The sequence below is a fragment of the Enterobacter sp. RHBSTW-00593 genome (assembly GCF_013784105.1).
Taxonomy (GTDB): domain Bacteria; phylum Pseudomonadota; class Gammaproteobacteria; order Enterobacterales; family Enterobacteriaceae; genus Enterobacter; species Enterobacter ludwigii.
Genome location: NZ_CP056393.1, coordinates 1,130,260 through 1,154,301 on the forward strand (window position 1 = coordinate 1,130,260; position 24,042 = coordinate 1,154,301).

The following is a 24,042-nucleotide window of genomic DNA, read 5'->3' on the forward strand; positions in this document are numbered from 1 at the left end:
GTTATGAAAACGATTTTCCGTACCGCACTGTTGGTGAGCATGATGAGCGCATTTTCCAGCCAGGCCACCGCACAGGAGACAAATCAGGTGAATACAAAAACGATTCGCGCGATGTCAGGCGCTGTTGCTACGACGTCTTTATCCGCATCTGAAACCGCGTTAATCGTGGTGGATATTCAGAATGAATATTACGCGGGTCAGGACTTCCGTGGCCGGATGGTTATCCCGGATGGCGCGGATGTGTTGTTGAAAAACAAAAAGCTGGTCGAGTATGCACACCAAAAAGGGATGCCGGTCTACTTTGTGCGCCACATAACAAAAAATAGCCCGCAGCAAAACGGTACTCCGCTGTTCGCTGAGAATTCTGTATTTGCCCAGTTCCATAAGGATCTGCAGCCGATTGCGCAGGACACCATTATTACCAAGGAGACCCCGAGCGCTTTCGTGGGTACCGATCTGGATGCCCGCTTAAAGAAACAGGGAATTAAAAAGGTCATCGTGGCGGGCCTGATGACGCATATGTGTATCTCATCGACTGCACGTGATGCTGTACCGCTGGGTTATAGCGTGATTATTCCGGAAGATGCGACAGCCACGCGCGATCTGGATGACGGGAAGGGGGGCGTGGTGGATCACGACACGCTGCAGCGTGCAGCGCTGGCAGGCGTCGCGGATGTCTTTGCTGAAATCATGACCACGGATCAGGTGATGGCGCTGGCGGTGGAAAAATAAGACCGAACTGAAACCCCTGTGGCCAGCCAGCCCTCTATACTGGCTGGCTTACGGAGGCGGTCATGACATTGAAAATTGGTATCGTAGTCTTTGAAGGCATTATTCCTTTTCACCTTTCGGTGCCTTATGCCGTGTTTGAGAAAGCACTGACGCCGCAGGGTGACGCCCTGTGCCAGCTCGTGGTTTGTGCCACTACACCCGGCGCGCTTAAAACCAATGCCGGTTTTTCCATCGTGGTCGAGCGAGGTCTGGATGCGTTAGCCGGGATGGATATGGTGATTGTGCCAGGCTGGGATGTGCCCGAGCATGCACCGGAGCCTGAACTGTTAACGGCGTTACAAAACGCGCATGCGGCCGGGTCCCGCATTGTTGGGTTGTGTATGGGCACGTTCGTGGTGGCCGCCGCAGGCCTGCTGGAAAACCGTCCGGCAACGACACACTGGCGATGGGCGGCGGACTTTCAGCGTCTTTATCCTTCCGTGCAGATGGATAAAGATGTGCTTTACATTGATGATGGCGATGTTGTGACGTCAGCAGGAACGGCAGCCAGTATCGACTGCTGTCTGCATCTGGTTCGACAGGCGTGGGGTGCGGATGTCGCCAACCGCGTGGCGCGCTTGCTGGTGGTGCCGCCTCATCGTCAGGGCGGGCAGCGGCAGTTTGTGGAGCTGCCGGTGCAGAATACGCGTCGTGGAGATAACTTCACCGACGCGCTGGCCTGGGCAACAGAGAATTTACAGCTGGCCATCACGCTGGACTGCGTGGCAGAGAAAGCCTGCATGAGCCGCCGGAGCTTTACCCGCCGCTTTCAGCAAACGACGGGGGAACGTTTTTCAAACTGGCTTTTGAACCAGCGCATTCTCGTTGCCCAGCGCTTTCTTGAAAAAACCGATCGGCCAGTGGAAGATATTGCCGAACGCGTCGGCTTCCCTTCCACGACCTCTTTACGGCGCCACTTTCAAAAGCAGCTTAATACCTCACCTTCCCGCTATCGTCGCGAGTTTCGTGGTCGTTAGTCATTTCCCGGCGTCATTTCTGTTCAATAGAGATAATTACGTTTTGCCAGATCCACCAGTTCAGTCAATTTGGATATTTTAAATTTCAGCATGATGCGCTTTTTATAAGCGCTGACGCGTTTATTATTTATATTCATTATGCCGGCAATGACCTGATTACTGTAGCCCGCAGAAATGTAGCGCAAGATACAGATATCAGTATGGGATAGCGATAACAACAACGAGGCGTCTCGCGGGTATTTTGTCCGGTGCTGCCTCAGTTCATTGCCATAACAGAACTGGCCGGATGCGACTTTATTGACAGTCCGGACGATGTTGTCCAGCGTACTGCTTTTATTAAGATAGCCGGCAGCTCCCGCCTTCCTGCTAAGCTGAATGTGAAAATCACTGGATGATGAGGATAAAATCATTACCTGTGTATCAGGGATATTTTTTATTAACTGAGCCAGAGAAGAAAACACGTCTGGCTGTTGTTGCAGATGCTCCATTATTATCAAGTCGGCGTTGAACAACGAATGTTTGTCCAGCAATTCTTCCATTGTGCCAAACTGCGCAACAATCTGATGACCATGTTCTGATAATAAGCCCTGGAGTCCAGCGCGAAGCAGTGGGCTGGCGTCCATGACAATGACTTTTTTGCCTGACATTCCTGGTTGTCCTGAATCGGGAAAGGAAAAATTTATTCTCTATCCCGTCAATGCAAATTTGGCTAAGACTTGTCTTTAACTGAGACTTTATTTTCCCCCTCAGCGCTGCCCTGCCTGGCCTGCCAGATAACGGACCCTTCCTTTTATTACGTCTCCTTGCAACCTTAACCTGGTCGTTTGCGACAGGTCTTATTAAGACTCCGTCGCTCTGACAGGAAGATAGCGTCAGCCAGGGAAAGAATCCCGTATGGAAGTGCGTCTGGCGCGTTGCGCAGACACAGATCGATTATTTACACGAGAATTTAGCGAATGAATCTCAAGCCAGTAAATATTGCAGTCGTTGATAAAAATACGATTGTCAAAGCCGACGTTCTGCGCAGTGAAAAAATAGGCAGTGCCGTCAAAATTAAAGCCATCCCGAATGCAAAATACATTCTTGCTGAAGGGGAAAACGGCGTTGCGCCAGAAAACATTACCCTGAAACGTGTCGGTAAAGACCTGTTCATCATGCTGGAAGGCACTGATGAAGATCAGCCGCAGCTGATTATCGAAGACTACTTTGATAATCCGGGTGAACTGGTCGGTAAAGGGGAAGATGGTCAGTGGCATGAATACATCGCCACCGACGGTGATGATGACCACGAAGCTGCTTTCCTGCTGGACGGTGAATCCTCTGCGCAAGCGCTGGGCGCAGGCGCGATTGCCAGCCTTGACGGTTTGGCGGTTGCGGGTACCGCGTTTTCCCCTGCCTTGCTGGCACTGGGTGCATTAGCGGCGATTGGTGCGGCGATTGGCATCGGCTCCATTATTCGCCATAACCGTGGCGGTAACGACGGCGGTGATAACGGCGACGTTATTTCCCCTCCACCGACAGGTCCTGGCAAACCAACGATCGGCGAAGTTGAGGATGACGTTGGCCCGATCACTGGCCCTATCCACAACGGCGATGCCACTGACGACGCCCAGCCTGTTTTCCGTGGCGGTGGTGCGAACCCTGGCGATACCGTTGAGCTGATTGTCGACGATGAAGTCGTGGGCACCGCGATCGTGGGTGAAGACGGCAACTGGGAAGTGACGCCAGAAAAACCGCTGCCGGAAGGCGAACATGAAGCGGTAGTGGTCATCACCGACCCTGAGGGTAACGCCAGCGAACCGTCCGATCCTATTGATTTCGTGGTCGATCTCACCCCGCCGGAAAAACCGGTGATTGGTGAGGTGGAAGATGACGTCGGTCCGGTGGTTGGCCCAATCAATGACGGTGACACCACTGATGACGCCCTGCCTGTATTCCGCGGTGAAAACGGCACGCCGGGCGACACCGTTGAGCTGATCATCGACGATAAAGTCGTGGGTACCGCGGTAGTGGGTGCAGACGGTAGATGGGCAGTGACGCCGGAAAACCCACTGGCTGAAGGCCAGCACGAGGCGGTGGTGGTCATCACCGATCCGGCAGGCAACGCCAGCGAGCCGTCCGATCCGATTGGCTTTATCGTCGACCTGACTGCGCCAGCGAAACCGGTGATCGGTGACGTGGAAGATGACGTCGGCCCGATCACTGGCCCGATTAACAATGGCGATATTACCGATGATACCCAGCCGGTATTCAGCGGCGGCGGTGCCGTACCTGGCGAAACCGTTGAACTGATTATCGACGATGAAGTCGTGGGCACCGCGATCGTGGGTGAAGACGGCAACTGGGAAGTGACGCCAGAAAAACCGCTGCCGGAAGGCGAACATGAAGCGGTGGTGGTCATTACCGATCCGGCAGGCAACGCCAGCGAACCGTCCGATCCTATTGATTTCGTGGTCGATCTCACCCCGCCGGAAAAACCGGTGATTGGTGAGGTGGAAGATGACGTCGGTCCGGTGGTTGGCCCAATCAATGACGGTGACACCACTGACGACACGCTGCCTGTATTCCGCGGTGAAAACGGCACGCCGGGCGACACCGTTGAGCTGATCATCGACGATAAAGTCGTGGGTACCGCGGTGGTGGGTGCAGACGGTAAATGGGCAGTGACGCCGGAAAATCCACTGGCTGAAGGCCAGCACAACGCGGTGGTGGTGATCACCGATCCGGCAGGCAACGCCAGCGAGCCGTCCGATCCGATCGGCTTTATCGTCGACCTGACTGCGCCGGAAAAACCGGTGATCGGTGACGTGGAAGATGACGTCGGCCCGATCACCGGCCCGATTAACGATGGCGATGTCACCGATGATACTCAGCCGGTATTCAGCGGCGGCGGCGCCGTGCCTGGCGAAACCGTTGAACTGATTATCGACGACGAAGTGGTGGGCACTGCGATTGTGGGTGAAGACGGCAACTGGGAAGTGACGCCAGAAAAACCGCTGCCGGAAGGCGAACATGAAGCGGTGGTGGTCATTACCGATCCGGCAGGCAACGCCAGCGAACCGTCGGATCCTATCGGCTTTATCGTTGACACCACGCCACCGGCACAACCGACCATCGATACCGTTTTCGATAACGTTGGCGACAGAACCGGCAACCTGGCGGCAGGTGAAACCACCGATGACAACACGCCAACCTTCAGCGGTACGGCTGAAGAAAATAGCCTCGTTTACATCATCGTCAACGAGAAAGTGGTGGATTCCGTGCGCGCCACTGAAACCGGCTCCTGGACCTGGGAACCGTCTCCGGGGTTGGCTAACGGTCCGTATAACGTCCGCGTTGTTGCGGAGGATCAGGCTGGCCTGCGCTCTGAGTCGTCTGAGGACTTTAACTTTAACGTGCAGGTGGGCGGAGTCCCTACAGCGCCGGCAATTACCGATGTGATTGACGATGTTGAGTCTCACACCGGCACCGTACAGCAAAACGGTACCACCAACGACGACCGCCCAACTCTCGTGGGGACCGGTCAGGACGGTACCACCGTTTACCTGTACGACGGCGCGAACCCGGACCCGATCGGCAGTGCAGTGGTAACGGGTGGACAGTGGAAAATTGAATTTAGTACGCCGCTGGCGCAGGGCGAGCACCGCTTCCGTGCGGTAGCGGAAGATGCCACCGGCAACCGTAGCCCGGAAACGGGCGAGTGGGTCATCAACATTGATTCCGTCGCACCGGGCGAGGCGACAGACGTTGAACTGTGGGACGACTTCGGCACGCCGGGGATTATTGCCGACAACGGTACGACCGATGACAACACCCCGACCTACCGGGGTAAAGGTGAAGCGGGCGGTACGGCGATTATCGACCTGGGCGATGGCACCACCGTGCGTGTACCGGTTGATGGCAGCGGCAACTGGAGCTACACCCCGGCACCTGCACTGGCTGACGGCGACTACACCTGGCAAGTCTCAATTGAAGACAAGGCCGGCAACGTCGGACCTGCATCCGACCCTATCCACTTCATCGTGGATACCAGCGGAAACGGGATTTCGATTAGCCACGTTGTGGATGATGAAGGTGGCATTCAGGGCAACCTGGCCAGCGGCAGCCACACTGATGACACGACGCCAACCGTTGTGGGCCGCGCTACGCCTGGTGCCATTGTGAAAGTCTACGTTGACGGAAACGTGATTGACAGCGTGGTGGCCGATCCGACCACGGGTCAATGGCAGTACACCATCAGCCCGGCGCTGTCGGCCGACGGCACATATCAGATCACTGCCAGTGAAAACACCGGCACCGGTGACGGTCCACAAACCGCACCGTTTGAGCTGACGCTCGATACCCGCATTCCGACCGGCACCCTGGACGGTATAGCGGATGATGTCGGCCTGGTTCAGGGCGATCTGGCGAACCCGTCTGTGACCGACGATACCACCCCGACCCTGCGCGGTACCGGTGTGGCGGGTGACCGGGTGTTTATTTACGACGGTACGACCCTGATCGACTCCGTCATCGTCGGGCCTGACGGCAGCTGGAACTACACGTTACCGCCGCAGAATAACGGTACAGAGCTGGATATGAACGTGGTGTTCCAGAGCCCGACGGGCGTCAGAAGCGCACCGAGCGATTCCTGGAAAATCACCATTGATACCGAAGCGCCAACGGCCAGTGCGGTGGCTGACGGCCTGAGCAAAGACTCCGGCGTGAGCGATGCGGACTTCATCACCAATAACAGCGGCCCTGGCAGTCTGGTCACCGGCCATCTCTCGGCTGCGCTGGACGCGGGCGACAAAGTCCTTGTCTCCGTTGATGGCGGCACGACCTGGCAGGAAGCGCTGGTCGACGGCGATAAGTGGGCCTATGTGGACATGCAGGGACACAGCGCTGACTGGACCATTTTGACCCGTGTTGTTGATGCGGCAGGTAACTACACCGAGTCGTCGCAGAACGTGGTGGTGGATCAGGTTGCGCCGGACGCCCCGACCGACGTGGTGCGGAGCGGTAACGATGTCACCGTCACGCTGCCGGGCAGCAACGTGACGGCGGGTGATTCGGTTCTGGTGAAGGTCGGAGATGTCTCTGTCACGCACACGCTGACGGCAGCGGATATCGCGAACGGTAACGTGACGCTGAGCCTGCCGCCGGGCGGTTATACCGATATTCCGGTCGGGGCAGCCATTGTGGACGCGGCGGGTAACAGCTCGGACTACCGTACCAGCGACTTTACCAGCACCAACAACTTTGAATCAGCTGATGAGTTTACGGCGATCAATGCGGGCCAGTGGGTGCACGGAATGCGTTTCTCGCACACGACGGATACCAGTACGGCTGACTACGAATTCAACAGACAGACTATCGGGGCGGGAAGCACAAACAGCCTGTACCTGTTTAGTTCGTCAACAGATGGCGGGATGGAAGCCAGCATGTTTGTCGACTTCCAGTATGGCGCCAAAACCGTCGATTTCGATTTCAACCCGAGATTTGCGGGTCCGTCTACGGTGGTGACGTTCTATGACATCAACGGCAATGTAATTGATTCTCAGCTTGTGAACGCGCCGATCAGCAACCGTAACGTCCAGGTGTCGTTAAACAATCCGGAGGAGACGCCGGTTTACCGGATGGAAATCCACCATCAGGAGCTGTCAGGCAGCACCGGGTTTGGTTTCAGTATCGATAACCTGGTGGTGAGCGGCACGGCGAAAACCGTCACGCCGGGTGAATTCCTGGCGGATAACCAGGGCGATGTCTGGTATGGCGACGCGGCGGACAACCTCTATCAGGTGAGTGACGTGGCCAGCCTGACCGACGCGGTGATCCAGGGGGGAGAAGGGACGGACACGCTGAAGCTGTTGGGTGCGGATCAGCATCTCGATATGAGCGCGCTGACCAACAAAATCCAGTCAATGGAAGTGTTCGACATAACGGGAACAGGCAACAACACCCTGACGCTGAGCGCGGGCGATGTGCTGGAAAATGCCACACAGAACCTGTTCCACGATAACGACTTCAACCAGTTGATGGTGAAGGGCGATGCAGGCGATCGGGTCAATCTCAGCGACCTGTTGCCAAACGATATAGACCCGGGCAACTGGACAGACGGTGGCACGGTTAACGTTGGCGGAGTGGAGTATCAGTCCTTCCAGATGGAAAGCCTGAATACCGAAATCCTCGTTCAGATGGGAGTGACGGTCACGCTGCAAAACCACTAATTGATATCAGGAAACGGAGGCGCCTTTAAGGCGCCTCCGGAAAGTAAAAACGTTTAGCCGTTTTTTTAATCCAGGGATTTTCCCGAACATAAACAGAATATAGTTGGATATTGAGTATGAAAAAGACCATCGCTTCTAACAACAATACCGAGCCAAACATCGCTGCTGTGGCGACACTGCCGCCGCTGCCGACCGACGTTTTACTGTGGAACGATTACCAGTTCCCGCGTGAAATTAACAATAACGATATCAGCGAAGATAACACCCCGACCATTAGCGGTAAGGGTGAGCCGGGCATGACGGCTGTGATCGACCTCGGTGACGGGCAGAGCATTCGTGTACCCGTCAATGCAGAAGGTAACTGGAGCTGGACGCCTGCCCCTGCGCTGGCGGACGGAACCTATACCTGGTCTGTGGCGCTGGAAGATGCTGCGGGTAACCGTGGTGAAGCCACCGCGCCAGTGACCTTTATCGTCGACACCGTGGGTAATGCGGTATCCATCAGCCACGCGGAAGATAATACCGGCACGTTGACCAACCCGCTGGCCAGCGGCAGCAGCACGGATGACCTTAACCCGGTTATCGTGGGGACGGCAACGCCCGGCTCTCTGGTGACGCTGTATGTTGACGGGGAAGCGGTGGGTACGATGACTGCCGATCCAACGACCGGTGCGTGGGCCATTGAGATCAACCCTGCGCTGGAGTCGGGTAAAACCTATGAAATTACGGCAGGGGAATTCAGCGGTCCTGGTGAAATTCCACCTCCGACACGTCCATTCCTGCTGACCATCGATACCGTTGTTCCGACCGGGACGTTCGATCGCGTATCGGATGACGTTGGTCGCTATCAGGGTGACCTGCCGAATCCGGCGGTGACGGATGACACCACGCCAACCCTGCACGGTACGGGCCGTCCAGGTGACATCGTTTTCGTACGTAATGGCAGCGACATTATTAGCTCCGTAACCGTGGGCGCTGATGGCCGCTGGGAATATACCCTGCCTGAACAAACGAACGGTGCCGCGCTGGATGTGAGTGTGGTATTCCGTGGCCCAACGGGTGTTGAAAGCGCGCCAACCGATCCCTGGAAGCTGGTGATTGACACCGAAGCGCCAGTGAAACCGATCATTGGTGACGTTGAAGACGATCAGGGTCCGGTTATCGGCCCAATTAATAACGGCGATGTGACCGATGATACCCAGCCGGTATTCAGCGGCGAAGGCGCTGTGCCGGGTGAAACCGTAGAACTGATCATCGACGATGAAGTGGTGGGTACCGCGATCGTGGGTGAAGACGGTAAATGGGAAGTCACACCAGAAAATCCACTGGCAGAAGGCGAGCATGAAGCCGTGGTGGTCATCACCGATCCCGCGGGTAACACCAGCGAACCTTCCGATCCGATCGGCTTTATCGTTGACACCACGCCACCGGTGAAACCGACTATCGACACCGTCTTTGACGACGCGGGTCAGCAAACAGGTTATCTGCAAAACGGCGATATCACTGACGACAGCACCCCGACCTTTGCGGGTTCTGCCGAAGAGAACAGCCTGGTGTACATCATCGTCAATGGCCGTGAAGTTGCTTCCGTTCGCGCCACCGATGAAGGTACCTGGACGTGGACACCGCCGCTGGGGCTGGCGAACGGTCATTATGACGTGAAAGTGGTCGCCGAAGACAAAGCGGGTCTGCGTTCGGATCCTTCCGATGCGTTCTCCTTTGACCTGCTGGCGGGCGGTATTCCAACGGCACCGGCAATCACCGATGTGATTGACGATGTCGAATCACACGTCGGCACGGTACAGAACGGTGGCATCACGAATGACGATCGTCCGGTCATTACCGGTACCGCGCAGGACGGCACCACCGTCTATCTGTATGACGGCGCGAACCCGAACCCAATCGGCAGCGCGGTGGTCACCGGTGGACGCTGGACCATTGAGTTTGATTCGGCGCTGGCGCAGGGCGAGCACCGCTTCCGCGCGGTCGCAGAAGATGTGACCGGCAACCGCAGCCCGGAAACCGGCGAGTGGGTCATTATTGTGGACTCCGTCGCACCAGGCGAAGCGGCTGACGTGGAACTGTGGGACGACTTCGGTACGCCAGGTCGGATTGGTAACAACGACACCACCGATGACAACACCCCAACCTACCGTGGTAAAGGTGAAGCGGGCGGTACCGCTATTATCGATCTCGGTAATGGCACTACCGTGCGCGTTCCTGTCGATGGCAGCGGTAACTGGAGCTACACCCCGGCACCTGCGCTGGCGGACGGTGACTACACCTGGAAAGTCTCGATTGAAGACAAAGCGGGTAACATCGGCCCTGCGTCCGACCCGATCCACTTCATCGTGGACACCAGCGGTAACGGCGTATCCATCAGCCACGTCGTGGATGATGAAGGTGCCATTACCGGCAATCTGGGCAGCGGCAGTCACACCGATGACACGACCCCAACGGTTGTGGGCCGCGCGACGCCGGGCGCACTGGTGAAGGTGTACGTTGACGGCAATTATATCGATAGCGTGCGTGCTGATGCGGTAACCGGTAGCTGGCAGCTGACCATCACCCCTGCGCTGAGCGCGGATGGGACATATCAGATCACCGCGACGGAAGATCCGGGGACGGGTGACAGTGCGCCTACCGCACCGTTTGAGCTGACGCTGGATACCAGCATTCCGACAGGGACGCTGGATCGCATCGCCGACGATGTAGGCCTGGTGCAGGGCGACCTGGCGAACCCGGCGGTGACCGATGACACCACGCCAACGCTGCACGGTACTGGCCGTGCGGGCGACACCGTGTTCATTTACGACGGCACCACGCTTGTTAATTCTGTGACCGTAGGCAATGACGGCACCTGGAACTACACGCTGCCACCGCAGAACAACGGCACCGAGCTGTCTCTGAGTGCGGTCTTCCAGAGCCCGACCGGTGTGAAAAGCGCACCAACCGCGCCGTGGGATCTGACGATTGATACTGACGCGCCAACGGCACCGACCATTACCGGCATGTATGACGATGCGGGTACGCTGATCGTCGATGGCGGCCGTTCACGCGACACCACGCCAGAACTGCGCGGTACGGCTGAGAAAAACAGCCTGGTGAATATCTATGGCCCGGACAGCAAAACGCCAATCGCTTCGGTGTATGCCGATGCGGACGGTAACTGGACGTGGACATCGCCTGCGCTGGCAGATGCGAAACATGACTTCTACGTGACGTCACAGGATGCGGCGGGCAACGTCTCTGGCGAATCCAACCACTACGGTCTGGAAGTGGATACCCGCGCTGCAGCTCCGATCATTCTGGGGGCGTACGATGACGTGCAAGGTGGCATCTATAACGGCCTGGTGCCAGACGGTGGGCTGAGCAACGACGGCAATATGCAGCTGCGCGGAACCGCTGAGCCAAACAGCGTCGTGTATATCTACAACGCGTATAACAACGCGGTGCTGGATACGGTGAAAACTGATGCGAAAGGTAACTGGACCTGGGAGCATGCGGTTGCTGACACGGCTGCCGGTCGTCCGCATATGTTCTACACCATTGCGAAAGACGATCTGGGTAACGTGTCGGGTAAATCTGAGACCTATTCGATCAACGTGGATACCGTTAATGCGACACCAGTTATTACAGGTGCTTATGACAACGTAGAAGGTGGTATTTATAACGGTCTGGTGGGCAACGGTGGCGTAACGAACGACCGCACGCCTGAGTTACGCGGTACGGCGGAGGCAGGTAGCGTTGTGTATTTCGTCAACATGGCGAATGGTGCGACAGTGGCTTCCACAACGGCGGGAGCTGATGGTAAATGGTCTTATCAGGCGACAACTAACTATAACCAGACATATTCCTGGCAGGTTTACTCAATCGATAATGCTGGAAACCGTTCAGCGAACTCATCAACCTTCTCACTCACGGTTGATACGGTGAATAACGCACCTGTTATCACCGGCTCTTACGATGATGTTCAGGGCGGCGTGTATAACGGTCTGGTGGGCAACGGTGGCGTAACCAACGACCGTGGCCTGGATTTACGCGGGACAGCGGAAGCGGGCAGCGTGGTGTATATCATCGACCCGGCAACCGGTGGGACTTATGGCTCGGCGGTTGCGGCTGCGAATGGCGCATGGTCATACCCAGTGACGACCAACTACAACAAGCTGTATGAATTCCAGGCTTATTCAATCGACAGGGCCGGAAACCGTTCGGCTACCTCGTCGAAATTTGGGATCACTGTGGATACGGTGAATAACGCGCCCGTTATCACCGGCTCTTACGATGATGTTCAGGGTGGTGTGTATAACGGTCTGGTGGGCAACGGTGGCGTAACCAACGACCGTGGCCTGGATTTACGCGGGACAGCGGAAGCGGGCAGCGTGGTGTATATCATCGACCCGGCAACCGGTGGGACTTATGGCTCGGCGGTTGCGGCTGCGAATGGCGCATGGTCATACCCAGTGACGACCAACTACAACAAGCTGTATGAATTCCAGGCTTATTCAATCGACAGGGCCGGAAACCGTTCGGCTACCTCGTCGAAATTTGGGATCACTGTGGATACCGTCAACGCTGCGCCGGTGATCACCAGCGTCACGGATAACGTCGGTCCGGTAACGGGCAACGTGGCCAACGCGGGTTCAACGGATGACAACACGCCGACGCTGAACGGTACCGCTGAAGCAGGTAGCACAGTGTACATCGCGGTGAACGGTTCTACGTACAGTGTCACCGCCGCCGCTAACGGCAGCTGGAGCTTAACGCCGTCTGCACTGCCGTTGGGGAACCACACGTTTAGCGTGTTCTCTATCGATAAAGCAGGGAACCAGAGTGCGGGTGTTTCACGCAGCCTGACAGTGGTTTCTCCGAAATCGAGCGGGTTCGAAGATTTTAACACTGTACCGTTCCAGAACTTTGGAAAAGGTCTGGTCACACTGCCAAGTGGTCTGAAATTTACGTTAAACGATAAATATTACCCTGGTTATGGTGCGGCGATTTATCAGTGGGGCGTTTCATCCACCAGTCGTGTATTAGCAATGACTGGCGACATCACCATGCATTTTGACGGGGTAAATGCTGTCAGCATGAAACTTTCTGGTGCGAACGATTCCGTCCAGTCTAGCGTTGTGAAGTCAACATACACCGTTTACGACACGGCAGGGAAAGTGATCTCTTCAGGATATCTGCCAGTTGGTGAGTCAACCTTCTCTGTTAATGCCCCGTCGGGGCGTGAGATTGGTAATATCGTCTTCAGTATGGGGCGTGGTGCAAGCAGTGGTTTGTCGGGTGGCGGTAACACTATCAATACAGATCAGTACTGGATTGATGATGTCCGCTGGACAGTGAACACACCGCGCTCAGCATCCAGAAGCATGATGATGAACGCTGAAGAGCAGCATGACGATAACGCCAGTGTTGTTAGCACCCTGAACGATCGTGAAATCAACCTGGATAATCTCCAGCACAAGACGATTGATATTACCAACAGCAAGCAGGACAAGCTGAATATCAGTCTGCACGACGTGCTGACCCACGCTGAAAAAGATCTGTTTATCACCGATGGCAATAAACAGCTGATGGTGCAGGGTAATAAAGGCGACGTGGTAAACCTGAGCGATCTGCTGCCTGACAACAGCGATCCGGGCAACTGGACCAACGCCGGTAATGTGAAGGTATCGGGTGTTGAGTATCAGGTGTTCCACATGGAAAGCCAGGATGTCGAGCTGCTGGTACAAGCTGGCGTAACCGTCAACGTGAACAATCACTAACTTAAACTTTTCCAGGCCTCCTTTCGGGGAGGCCTCTGGAGGATTTATGACTTTTTTCAAGACCTCTTTATTTGCGGCGCTGTTTACCTCCTCCGCATTTTTCATGCACACCGCCACCGCTGCGGAGAATTTTGGCAAGGCGTATCAGCCTGTTGCACCCGTCGCTCAGACTCAGGCGCAAATTGTTTACTACCGTGACGCCAGTAACAGCACCGGCGGGGCGGCACATATTTATGTGGATAATGAATTCCACGATGCACTGCTGCCTGGCGGTTATACCGTTTTTTGTCTGGCACCGGGCAAGCATAATCTCGGCGCATACCAGAACGATGCGCCGCAGTATCGTGGTAAAGAACAGGGTTACAACGTCGAAATGAACGGCGGACAAACCTATTTCGTGCGCGTCAGTGACACGATGAATGCCGTGCCGGAAGCCCGTACGCGCAAGCAGGCGGAGAAGGATTTATCGGGGCTGCGCGAGCAGACCCATGTGCTTTCTCGCGCATCCAGCGTGGAAGCCTGTAAGACTCTGGCCGCGCCTCAGTACAAAGATTACACCCTGTCCGGCGATATTATGTTCCGCTTTGGACAGTCCGGTGAAAAGGGCGTTTCCGCTCAGGGCCGCCAGGCGGTGAAAGACCTGGTGGCGACAATAAAACGTGAAAACGTCGAGCTGAAACAAATTCAGGTGATTGGCCATACGGATGCTATCGGCAGCGATCGTAGCAACTACGCGCTGGGGCTGAAGCGTGCGCAGACGGTACGTACGATGCTGGCAGAAAATGGCCTTCCGGCGCGTTTGATGGTGGCGTCCAGCGTCGGCAGTAACGAGCCGGTTGTTAATGACTGTGCCGCGTCCGGCAAGCGTGAGTTGGTTTCTTGCTATGCGCCAAACCGCCGCGTTGTTGTGCGTGTAAGCGGCGATCAGAACGTGACTGCACCTGAGCAAAAATAATCTTGCGTCCTGCCTTCCCGCAATGGGAGGGCATTCTCTTTTCCCTCGTGTATCCCTCATCAAACCTGTTTCGTGACAAAAAATAACCCGTTCCATTGAGACAGGTCTCATTAATTTAAGACTGTTCCGCGTGACAGAATATTCTTAATTTAAACCAATAAATCAATTTAATTCATTGATTTAAATATAAATAATCAATCAGGCAAAACGCGAAATATGGAATCCTCAACTGCAAATTTTCAGGAGGAACAGCTGCTTGCCGCCGCTCGCGATAACCGACAAAGTGATGATTCTCTGCTCAGAAGTATTGCCTGGGTGTGTGAGCATTATGGTCTCGGTAAAAGCGATGATGTTTTGCTGGCGGGTCTGCCTGTCGAACAACTCCTCACTCCCTCTTTAGCGCTTGATGCGCTCAAAAATGCCGGTGTGACCGGAGGGCTCATCAAGCGTAATAGCGCAGAACTGCCGGAGCAGATCTTCCCGATGATTTTGCTGCGTAAGGGTGCTGGCGGGATGGTGCTGCTGGGACGCGAGCGTCGTAAAAATGCCGACGACAAATGGGATCTGTTCTATTCCCTGATCATGCCGGATGTCTCTGACGAGCCGGTTGAATTGAATCATGAAGCGCTTAACGAGCTGTATGTTGGCTACGCGATCGCGGCTAAACCGACTGCGCGTATTGACAGTCGGGTTAGCGATATCGCGCCGCCGCAGCCGAAAGGCCACTGGCTGTTCAGTACGCTGTGGCGCTACCGTCGTTACTATCGTAGCGCGGCGCTGGCGTCGGTGCTGGTGAACGTGCTCGCGCTGGCCACCGTGTTCTTTACCATGAACGTTTATGACCGCGTGATCCCTAACCAGGCGTTTACCACGCTCTGGTCGCTGGCGATTGGCGTGCTGGTGGCAATGATTTTTGAAGCCGTAACCCGTAGCGTGCGTGCTCACCTGCTGGATACCGCAGGAAAAAAAGCGGATCTGATTGTCGGCAGCGTGCTGTTTCGTCAGGCGCTGGCGGTGAAAATGGAGCATAAGCCCGCCTCTTCTGGCTCTTTTGCCAACCAGCTACGCGAATTCGAATCCGTGCGTGATTTTGTCTCATCCGCGACGCTTGCAACCCTTGCCGACCTGCCGTTCGTTCTGCTGTTTATTGGCATTATCTTCGCCATCGGCGGCCCGCTGGCGATTGTCCCGTTGCTGATGCTGCCAATGATCCTGCTGGTCAGTATGGCCATTCAGTGGCCGCTGGCCAAAGTGATGAAAGCCAGCCTGCAAGAAGCATCGCTGAAGCAGGGCGTCCTGATTGAATCCATCGAAGGGATGGAAACGCTGAAATCCGTGGGAGGCGAGTCATGGATGCAGAGCCGCTGGCAAAAGTTCAGCGCCATGCAATCGTCCAGCTCGGCGGCGTCTAAGCACTACTCTACGCTGGCGATGAATTCGGTGAGTTTCCTGCAACAGCTGCAGACGGTCATGCTGATTGTCACCGGCGTGTACCTGATTGATGCCGGCACCCTGACGCAGGGCGCGTTAATCGGTACGGTCATGCTGGCCGGTCGCGTGACCGCGCCGTTAAGCCAGGTCGTCGGTTTAGCCGTGCGTTATCAGCAGGCCAAAGCCGCGCTGACTTCGCTGAACAAGCTGATGGAGAACCCAACCGATCGCAGCAGTGAGATTGACTACATCAAACAGCCTGAGTTGAACGGTGATATCGAGCTTAAAGGCATTACCTTCTCTTATCCGGCGCCGCCCATGCAGCCAAACCCGGATATCCTCAAAGGCGTGAATCTGACGATAAAACCGGGCGAGCGTGTGGCGATCGTCGGGAAAATCGGCAGCGGTAAATCCACGCTGCTGCGCATCATTGCCCGCCTTTACACGCCGGTGAAAGGGCAGATTTTCAGTAGCGGTCTGGACGTGAATCAAATTGAGCCGTCTGACTGGCGAAACAACGTAGGGTTTGTGGGGCAGGATGCGCGTCTGTTTTACGGCACATTGCGCGAAAACATCATGATTGGCCGTCAGAATGCGTCGTCTGATGAGTTCCTCAAGGTACTGCGTTTAACCGGGCTGGACCACATTGCCGCGCGCCACCCGCGTGGCATTCATATGCCCGTTGGCGAGCAGGGCAACAGTTTGTCCGGCGGCCAGCGTCAGCTGGTTTCCCTGGCGCGAACGCTGTTGGCGCGTCCTAACCTGCTGCTGCTGGATGAACCGACCAGCGCGATGGATGCGCAGACCGAAGCCCTGTTCCTGCAACACCTGAAAATCGCGACTGCCGGACACACGCTGGTTGTTGTCACACATCGCCCGTCGTTGCTGGCGCTGGTGGACAGAATGGTGATTATTGAGGACGGCAAAATCGTTGCGGATGGTCCAAAACAGCAGATTCTGGCTGCGCTCAACGGCACGCCAACAGCGCAACCTGAGCAGACGCCCGCTAACGACAGTACGCCAGCGCAAGCTGTGCCAGTAAAAGAGCAGGCGGAGGCCAGCGCATGAAATTTCTAAAACAGAAGAAAAATAAACCGCTCTCAGCGCGTGATGCAGCCTGGATGAGCGATATCCAGGAGGCGCTGTTCTCTCAGACCACGCCAAAATCGCGGCTGGTGTTATGGCTCATCCTGGCGGTGTTCATCGGCTTCTTAACCTGGGCGCATTTCGCCAAAGTGGAAGAGATCACCAAGGGTGATGCGAAGATCGTCTCAAAAAGTCGCGAACAGATTATCCAGAGCCTCGAGGGCGGGATACTCGAAGAGTTGAATGTCCGAGAGGGCGATATCGTCGAACCGGGGCAGGTATTGCTGAAAATCGACCCGACGCGTGCGCAATCGAGTTATCAGGAGACGCTGCGCAAGGTGGTGGCACTGGAAGCGACCGTTAACCGCCTGCGTGCGGAAGCGTATGGTCTGCCGCTGACCTTTAGCGACCGCGTGAAAAAGTATCCTTCTGAGGTCGAGCTGGAAACCCGCGCTTACAACAGCCGTAAGCAAGCGCTGGAAGAGGGCGTGGCTTCGCTTGAGAAGAGCTATCGTCTGGCGCAAAACGAAATTGCCATGTCTGAGCCGCTGGCGGCGCGCGGCCTGCTTTCCGAAGTAGAGCTGCTGCGCATGCGCCGTCAGGCAAACGACCTGCAATCGCAGATTGTTGAGCGCCGCAACCGCTATCAGGCGGATGCCAACGCCGACCTGATCCGTCAGGAACTGGATCTGGTGCAGGCTGAAGAGAGTCTGACCGGTCGCGAAGATATTGTGAACCGCACAACCATTACTGCACTGGTAAAAGGCACGGTCAAAAATGTGCGGGTTACCACTATTGGCGGGGTTATTCAGCCTGGTGAACACATCATGGAGATCGTGCCGCTGGAAGATCAGCTGCTGGTGGAAGGGAAGATCAAACCGTCTGACGTGGCCTTCCTGCATGCCGGTTTGCCTGCCATGGTGAAAATCACCGCTTACGATTTTGCAATCTACGGCGGCCTGAAGGGGCAAGTGTCTCTCGTCAGTCCGGATACGTTAAAAGATGACGCTAAAGCTGCGGCGGGCCGTCCTGATGATACGTATTACCGGGTGATGGTCTTAACCGACAGCAGTACCCTCAAAGCAGGGGATAAAGCCCTGCCGATTATTCCCGGCATGATTGCGACCGTGGAAATTCGTACGGGCGAAAAAACCATTCTTGATTACCTGCTGAAACCTATTTTCAAAGCGAAAGAAGCCTTCCGGGAGCGTTAATTTACGATGAAAAAGTATTCTCCAGTACAGCGTCGCCTGGCGGCGACGCTGACGGTACTCTCTTGCCTGATTTCAGGGAAAAGTGTCGCCAGTAGCGAGGGCTTATTAGCCTTTCAACCTGTCGCTCCGCAGGCAAAATCCGGCATGGTGATGGCCTCCACCCCGCCTGCACCTCTCGCGCCACGGGTGGCGCAGAAAAGCGCGGTGGATAACCATGCTACTAGCACAACCCACACCGCGTTTGCGAAAAGCAACGCGACAAACGTTGACCGGCAGACCGCCCGTGCGCCTGGCGAGAATGAAATCCGTCTGCTCTTTAATGATGCGGTCAATACTGCCCTGGGTATGAGCCCTGAGGTTCGTGGCGCGCAGTTCAATACCGAGGCGGCACAGGCCAACGTTGATGAAGCGAAAGGGCAACGCTGGCCGCAGGTGGATGTCGGGACGCGTTCAAAAAGCGTCCAGTTCGGTGGCGGAGAACGGGGCTACAGCGACAGTCGTCCGGCGGTGACCGTGAATGTCGCAACCACATTGCTCGATTTTGGTCGTACCAGCAACACCATTAAAAGCCGTGAAGCGCTGCATCTGGCCGCGAAAGAGAATACGGGCGCACAGGCGGAAAACATTGCCTGGCAGGTCAGTAGTGCACTCATTGAGTTGAGTAAGCAGCGCCAGATCATTGTTCTCAGCCAAAAGTACGTGGCGCGTATGAATGAACTGGTCGAAATGCTGGACGGCATTGTGAAGGTTGACCAGGGGCGTCGCAGTGAACTGACGCAGGCCAGAGGGCGATTTTTACAGGCGCAATCTTCTTTAGATACGGCCATATCGCGCGCGCGTGATACGGAAATCATCCTCAACCGCCTGCTGGGGGATACGCCCGTTCCTCTGCCAACTGCAGCGGTGTGGAACCTGAAGCCAGGGGAGCTGAACAAGCAGTTATCCGCCATTGAAAGCCATCCTACCATTCGACAGGCGCAGGCAGAGACCGCATCAGCACTGGCGGATGCAGAAGCGGCGCGCTCTGCCGCCTACCCAACGGTGACGTGGAACGTTGGCAAAAGTACCGGGCGCGATGAACTGGGACGTGAACAGGCGTGGGAAACCAATGTAAACTTAAGCTGGCCGATTTTCCGGGGCGGTTCACAGCGGGCCGCTGAGCTTTCTGCCGCACGCCGTGCAGATGCCAGCAGAGAGGCCATTGAACAGCAATCCCGCGATCTGGATAACCGGGTACGTGCTGCCGATCAGGATGCCCATAGCATGCTGGAGCGCGCGGAGTTGTATCATAACTTATCGATTGAATCCGATCGTATTCGTCATGATTTCTTCGATCAGTGGTATCACCTCGGTCGACGTACTCTGTTAGATGTGTTGAGTGCAGAAAGTGATTTTTACGGCAACCAGGTCGCGGAAGTGACTAACCGTTTTGATGGCTATTCCGCTATTTTTCGTAGCTATGCCAGTTCCGGTACTTTATTGTTATGGTTACGGAATAATAATTAAGTCTTTTTTAAAGATGGCTCACACTGCAGGCATAAAAGAGAATATGTATGAACCCGTTTTCAGGTAAAAAAATATACGTCGCTTTACTCGACGATCACCCGATTGTCCGTAAGGGGATGGAAATTATATTTAGCCAGGAGCCTGATTTCGAACTAAAAGGCAGCTTTGCCACTCGTATCGAACTCATGAATTTTTTACGCAACAACCGTGTTGATGTGTTGGTTCTTGACTATTTGCTTGGTGATGAAGAGATCGACGGTTTACCGATGATCAAACAGCTCATGAGCACCTTCCCGTGGCTGAAAATTCTGCTTTCCTCCACGCTGGAAAACACGGCGATTGTGCGCATGGCGTTAAAAATCGGCGTGCGCGGGCATGTCGGTAAAAGCCGTGATTTATCGGAAGTGGTGAATGCGGCGCGCCAGGTCGCGGCGGGGCGTATCTCCCTCTCAGAAAGCATGGAGAAAGAGTTCTACCTGATTTCCGAGCCTTGTGCAGACACGAAATCGGGTTCAGAGGGTGACAACGCGCCGCAGGTGATTGAGGGCATTGGCCGCCTGGATCAGCTGTCTCCTAAGGAGCTTGAGGTGCTGCGACTCTTTACCGGTGGAATGTCTGTCCTGCAGATTTCAGAGAAATTCAATCGTAGTCGTAAGACGGTCAGCGGTCAGAAGAAATCGGCCATGAAAAAGCTGGGCGTGAAAACGGACTCTGAACTGTTTCTTTGGCACGACCAACTGCTTTAATCCCATTACAACCGATTCATTCGAGACATTATCAGGAGCCTTTTACAGGCTCCTTTTTTATTTCAGTGAGACGGTATCGTCCGATGCTTTGTGCTCAATGGGATGAATATTTCGCAGTGCAGCCGCGAGATGATTGATTGAGCAGGGCTTAAACAGGCAATCATTCATACCAGCCTGTAAACAACGCGCCGTGATCTCATGCATGGCATTGGCGGTAAAGCCGATAATCCAGGCCGCGGCCCTGTGCTGTTCCTGCTCGCGCGTGCGGATTATGTGAGTCAGCTGATAACCATTCATGCCGGGCATGTTGCAGTCGGTAATGATCACGTCGAAATCTGTTTTTTCCCAGATAGCCAGTGCCTCATTTCCCTCTGACGCAAGATACGCATGCTGTCCTAACCAGGCCAACTGTTTAGCCAGCAGGATCCGGTTGGCAGGGTTATCGTCCACGACCAGGATCTTCAGGGCTGGAATTTTGTCTTCGTCTTCGTGCTGCTGGACATCCACGGCCGCCGCCGTTTTTACTTTCGGCAGTGTAAAGGTTGCTCTCACCGTGGTGCCCACGTTTTTCTCACTGGTCAGCATAAGCGTGCCGCCCATGCTTTCGCAGATGGTCCGGCTGATATAAAGGCCCAGCCCCGTTCCTGCGCGGCGGTTGTCTGCCTGACTAAAGGGCCTGAACAAGGCTGCCTGCTGGCTGGCATCGATCCCCACGCCGCTGTCCTTGACGTCAATGATGTAGTGAACGCTGTCATTTACCGGGTCTTCAGCCTGCTGCAGCGTCAGGGATACGCCGCCGACGTCGGTAAACTTAATGGCATTACTTAACAGGTTCGACAGAACCTGCTTGATGCGTAAGGGGTCGGCACAGACATCGATTATCGGTTCCGTCGGGAACGCGCGGGTGAGTTCGATATTTTTCTCAATGGCCACGCCCTGGAAAACCCGCATCATATTGTTAATCAGCGTACCGAGGTTCGTGGCTTCAGGATTGAAATCGAGATGCCCCCCCTCAATACGGGAGATATCCAGAATATCGCCAATTAATCCCACCAGTCCTTCTGCCGATTCATACGCCACCTCGAGCGCCTGAATATCTTGCTCACCACGGCGTCCTTTTTTCAGCACGATATCCAGCATGCCAATAATGGCATTCATCGGCGTGCGGATTTCATGACTCATGGTCGACAGGAAGACGGATTTTGCGCGGTTAGAATCCTCGGCCCTGTCTTTGGCTTCCTTAAGTTCTACCAGCAGCGCTTCACGCTCGGTGATGACCTCGCGTAATTGCACAAGCTGGGTGTTCATCTGACGACGAAGTGCCGCTTTACGCGCGATTTGTCGACGCAGGTAGAGTGCCCAACCCAGGGCCAGAATAATTAAGACGGCGCTAAAGACGGCGGTGGCAATCAACACTTCCCGATAGCGATACCAGAAGCTGTCGACAACCACCAGTTCGTTGGGCCGCCAGCGGTTGGCCAGATTTTCCAGCTCAACAGGGGGAATGCTTAGCAATATTTTATCTAAAATCCCCTGAAGTTCCGGATTGGACAGCCCGACCCCGAAAGAGATCCAGACAGGGGCGTCACCCACAATCGACACCACTTTGAGTTTGTCCTGAAAGTTGGTGAAGATTTGATAGTCACTCATGATCAGAATACCCACTGCGGCATCCGCTTTTCCCTCAAGTACGGTGGAAAGCAGCTGTGATTCATTGCCCACGTGAACAATTTCAATTTCCGGGTAACGCTGGCGCACCATACTTTCCACACCAATGTTTTTTACCATCGCCAGCCGTTTTCCACGCAGGTCTGCCAGCATATGAATGTCGTTACGATTTGTCGCTGTTGCCAGGGAAAAGGCGCTCCGCAGATAGGGGCGGGTGAAAAGAATTTTATTTTTACGCGCTTCACTGGGGGTGATTGAGGCGAGCATATCCGCGCTTGACTCGTTCACCTGTTGAATCAGTTCCTCGGTGGTGCTGCCCGTTTCAAAACGAAACTGTAAACCGGTTCTGAGCGACACAACGGAAAACAGATCGGCGGCAATACCGCGCAGCACACCTTTATTATCAATAAATGAGACCGGGGCTGCATTGTCCTGGCTGTAGATCAGAACGTTAACGATGGGATGTTTCTTGATCCACGCTTTCTCTTGCTCGGTAAAGAGAAGGGATTTCGACCCCTGTGCGAGATCAATCCGATCGGGCTGCCAGAGACGATAAAGCTCCTGCTTTTCATCTTCTGGCACGGCCTTGATTGCGGCATTAATCAGTGTGAGCAGTTGTGGTTTTTTTTGGCTGACGGCAAATCCCACTTCACGGCTGGTCAGGCGTGAGAATCGCTCAACATGAATATTGTTCAGGTAGTTGCGGCTGAGCGAGTAACTGTTGCCCAGGTAAACCCGCGACTGACCAAACGCCACCGCGCTCAACGCTTCCTGATAACTGTCGAACAGGCGAAAACGGGCGTTAGGGTAGGCGGCCTGAGCCTGTGACAGGGGCAAATAGTCCCTCGGCATTGCGACGTCGGTATCACGCAGATCCTCTGCCAGAGGGGCGGTATCGCTATCGTTGAGCCCCAGCACCGGTTTATCGCTGGCATAAGGTAAAGAAAAGGCAAAGGCATCGTTATCCGGGAAGGCGGCCACGGACGGGATCAGGTCAATATCGCCACGTGCCAGCGCCTGCCACGCCTCTTCAGAGGAGCTAAACACTTTTATCTTAACCGGGAGGTTAAGTTGCCAGGCGACCAGTCCCGTATAATCCGCGCTCAAACCTTCATACTCATTGCGAATGTTACGCATGCCAAACGGTGGGGCATCATAATGGGTCACGCCCACGTTCAGTTGTCGTTGTTGTTTAATAAACGCGGCTTGATCGGCGGTAAGAGATAAACGCTGTAATCCCTGGACCGGTGTTCTCATCAGGATCTTATATTCATCGCCTATCGCTGAAGGCATTGAAAGCGAGAGTGAAACCAGCAGCACAAAAAAGCGAAAATAGTGACGCATATCTCTTTAACTGACTCCTGAAGACGAAGTGAGCCTGGGAATATCTTCCCCGGACATCGGGTGTGCTGTGAATGAAACATCATAAACAACCTGTACGGGCTAGCCCATAACTTACTGTATAGCCGATGAAAAGACATCCTTCATGCCTGACCTCAGCAATACCGGGGTCGAATTATACCGATGTCATCTTCATTTATGTGTGCGCAGTATGATGAAACAGACGATAAAGGGTTATAAGACCTGACTTGGTTATTTTTTTTAATGAAATAACATCTCATTATAAACGGTAATGGTATTAATTAAGTTGCTGTAAAATACTCAGCTTAAGTGAAATTGAATAAGAGGCGGAAATCGCTTTTTACCT

11 protein-coding genes are annotated in these 24,042 nt (G+C 54.9%); 9 read left to right on the top strand and 2 right to left on the bottom strand.

Annotated features, from left to right (window positions below; all coding sequences use genetic code 11):
* Positions 1–3 precede the first annotated feature (3 nt).
* Positions 4–732 (top strand): cysteine hydrolase family protein, encoded by a 729-nt coding sequence (locus tag HV242_RS05355; protein WP_032681505.1) that lies wholly within the window; start codon positions 4–6, stop codon positions 730–732.
* A 62-nt stretch (positions 733–794) separates the two neighbouring features.
* The gene (locus HV242_RS05360; protein ID WP_047357046.1) at positions 795–1,748 is read left to right on the top strand and encodes a GlxA family transcriptional regulator; all 954 of its coding nucleotides are present in this window, start codon (positions 795–797) and stop codon (positions 1,746–1,748) included.
* A 23-nt stretch (positions 1,749–1,771) separates the two neighbouring features.
* On the opposite strand, the gene HV242_RS05365 is transcribed toward HV242_RS05360, so the two are convergent.
* Positions 1,772–2,395: a response regulator transcription factor gene (locus tag HV242_RS05365; protein ID WP_063858402.1), complete on the bottom strand. Its 624-nt coding sequence runs from the start codon at positions 2,393–2,395 to the stop codon at positions 1,772–1,774.
* A gap of 309 nt (positions 2,396–2,704) precedes the next feature.
* Here HV242_RS05365 and HV242_RS05370 point away from each other — a divergent pair, with 309 nt between their 5' ends.
* From HV242_RS05370 to HV242_RS05400, 7 genes are all read left to right on the top strand, one after another.
* The gene (locus tag HV242_RS05370; protein ID WP_155027423.1) at positions 2,705–7,957 is read left to right on the top strand and encodes an Ig-like domain-containing protein; all 5,253 of its coding nucleotides are present in this window, start codon (positions 2,705–2,707) and stop codon (positions 7,955–7,957) included.
* A gap of 116 nt (positions 7,958–8,073) precedes the next feature.
* Positions 8,074–13,728, top strand: a complete 5,655-nt coding sequence (locus HV242_RS05375; protein ID WP_181616914.1) for an Ig-like domain-containing protein — start codon at positions 8,074–8,076, stop codon at positions 13,726–13,728.
* 46 nt (positions 13,729–13,774) lie between these two features.
* Positions 13,775–14,683, top strand: a complete 909-nt coding sequence (locus tag HV242_RS05380; protein ID WP_050737433.1) for an OmpA family protein — start codon at positions 13,775–13,777, stop codon at positions 14,681–14,683.
* 216 nt (positions 14,684–14,899) lie between these two features.
* Positions 14,900–17,182, top strand: a complete 2,283-nt coding sequence (locus tag HV242_RS05385; RefSeq protein ID WP_050737432.1) for a type I secretion system permease/ATPase — start codon at positions 14,900–14,902, stop codon at positions 17,180–17,182.
* Positions 17,179–18,414 (top strand): HlyD family type I secretion periplasmic adaptor subunit, encoded by a 1,236-nt coding sequence (locus HV242_RS05390; RefSeq protein WP_020885110.1) that lies wholly within the window; start codon positions 17,179–17,181, stop codon positions 18,412–18,414. The genes HV242_RS05385 and HV242_RS05390 overlap by 4 nt, the downstream gene beginning before the upstream one ends.
* A gap of 6 nt (positions 18,415–18,420) precedes the next feature.
* Positions 18,421–19,920: a TolC family protein gene (locus HV242_RS05395; RefSeq protein WP_050737431.1), complete on the top strand. Its 1,500-nt coding sequence runs from the start codon at positions 18,421–18,423 to the stop codon at positions 19,918–19,920.
* Between the two features lie 47 nt (positions 19,921–19,967).
* Entirely contained in the window at positions 19,968–20,666 is a 699-nt protein-coding gene (locus tag HV242_RS05400; protein WP_050737430.1) for a response regulator transcription factor, read from the top strand.
* 57 nt (positions 20,667–20,723) lie between these two features.
* Here the strand turns inward: HV242_RS05400 and HV242_RS05405 are convergent, their stop codons facing one another.
* The gene (locus HV242_RS05405) at positions 20,724–23,678 is read right to left on the bottom strand and encodes a transporter substrate-binding domain-containing protein (protein ID WP_050737429.1); all 2,955 of its coding nucleotides are present in this window, start codon (positions 23,676–23,678) and stop codon (positions 20,724–20,726) included.
* Positions 23,679–24,042 lie beyond the last annotated feature (364 nt).

Coding starts and splice junctions, on each gene's coding strand:
- HV242_RS05355 (WP_032681505.1), top strand. CDS start 4: ATGAAAACGATTTTCCGTACCGCACTGTTGGTGAGCATGATGAGCGCA.
- HV242_RS05360 (WP_047357046.1), top strand. CDS start 795: ATGACATTGAAAATTGGTATCGTAGTCTTTGAAGGCATTATTCCTTTT.
- HV242_RS05365 (WP_063858402.1), bottom strand. CDS start 2,395: ATGTCAGGCAAAAAAGTCATTGTCATGGACGCCAGCCCACTGCTTCGC.
- HV242_RS05370 (WP_155027423.1), top strand. CDS start 2,705: ATGAATCTCAAGCCAGTAAATATTGCAGTCGTTGATAAAAATACGATT.
- HV242_RS05375 (WP_181616914.1), top strand. CDS start 8,074: ATGAAAAAGACCATCGCTTCTAACAACAATACCGAGCCAAACATCGCT.
- HV242_RS05380 (WP_050737433.1), top strand. CDS start 13,775: ATGACTTTTTTCAAGACCTCTTTATTTGCGGCGCTGTTTACCTCCTCC.
- HV242_RS05385 (WP_050737432.1), top strand. CDS start 14,900: ATGGAATCCTCAACTGCAAATTTTCAGGAGGAACAGCTGCTTGCCGCC.
- HV242_RS05390 (WP_020885110.1), top strand. CDS start 17,179: ATGAAATTTCTAAAACAGAAGAAAAATAAACCGCTCTCAGCGCGTGAT.
- HV242_RS05395 (WP_050737431.1), top strand. CDS start 18,421: ATGAAAAAGTATTCTCCAGTACAGCGTCGCCTGGCGGCGACGCTGACG.
- HV242_RS05400 (WP_050737430.1), top strand. CDS start 19,968: ATGAACCCGTTTTCAGGTAAAAAAATATACGTCGCTTTACTCGACGAT.
- HV242_RS05405 (WP_050737429.1), bottom strand. CDS start 23,678: ATGCGTCACTATTTTCGCTTTTTTGTGCTGCTGGTTTCACTCTCGCTT.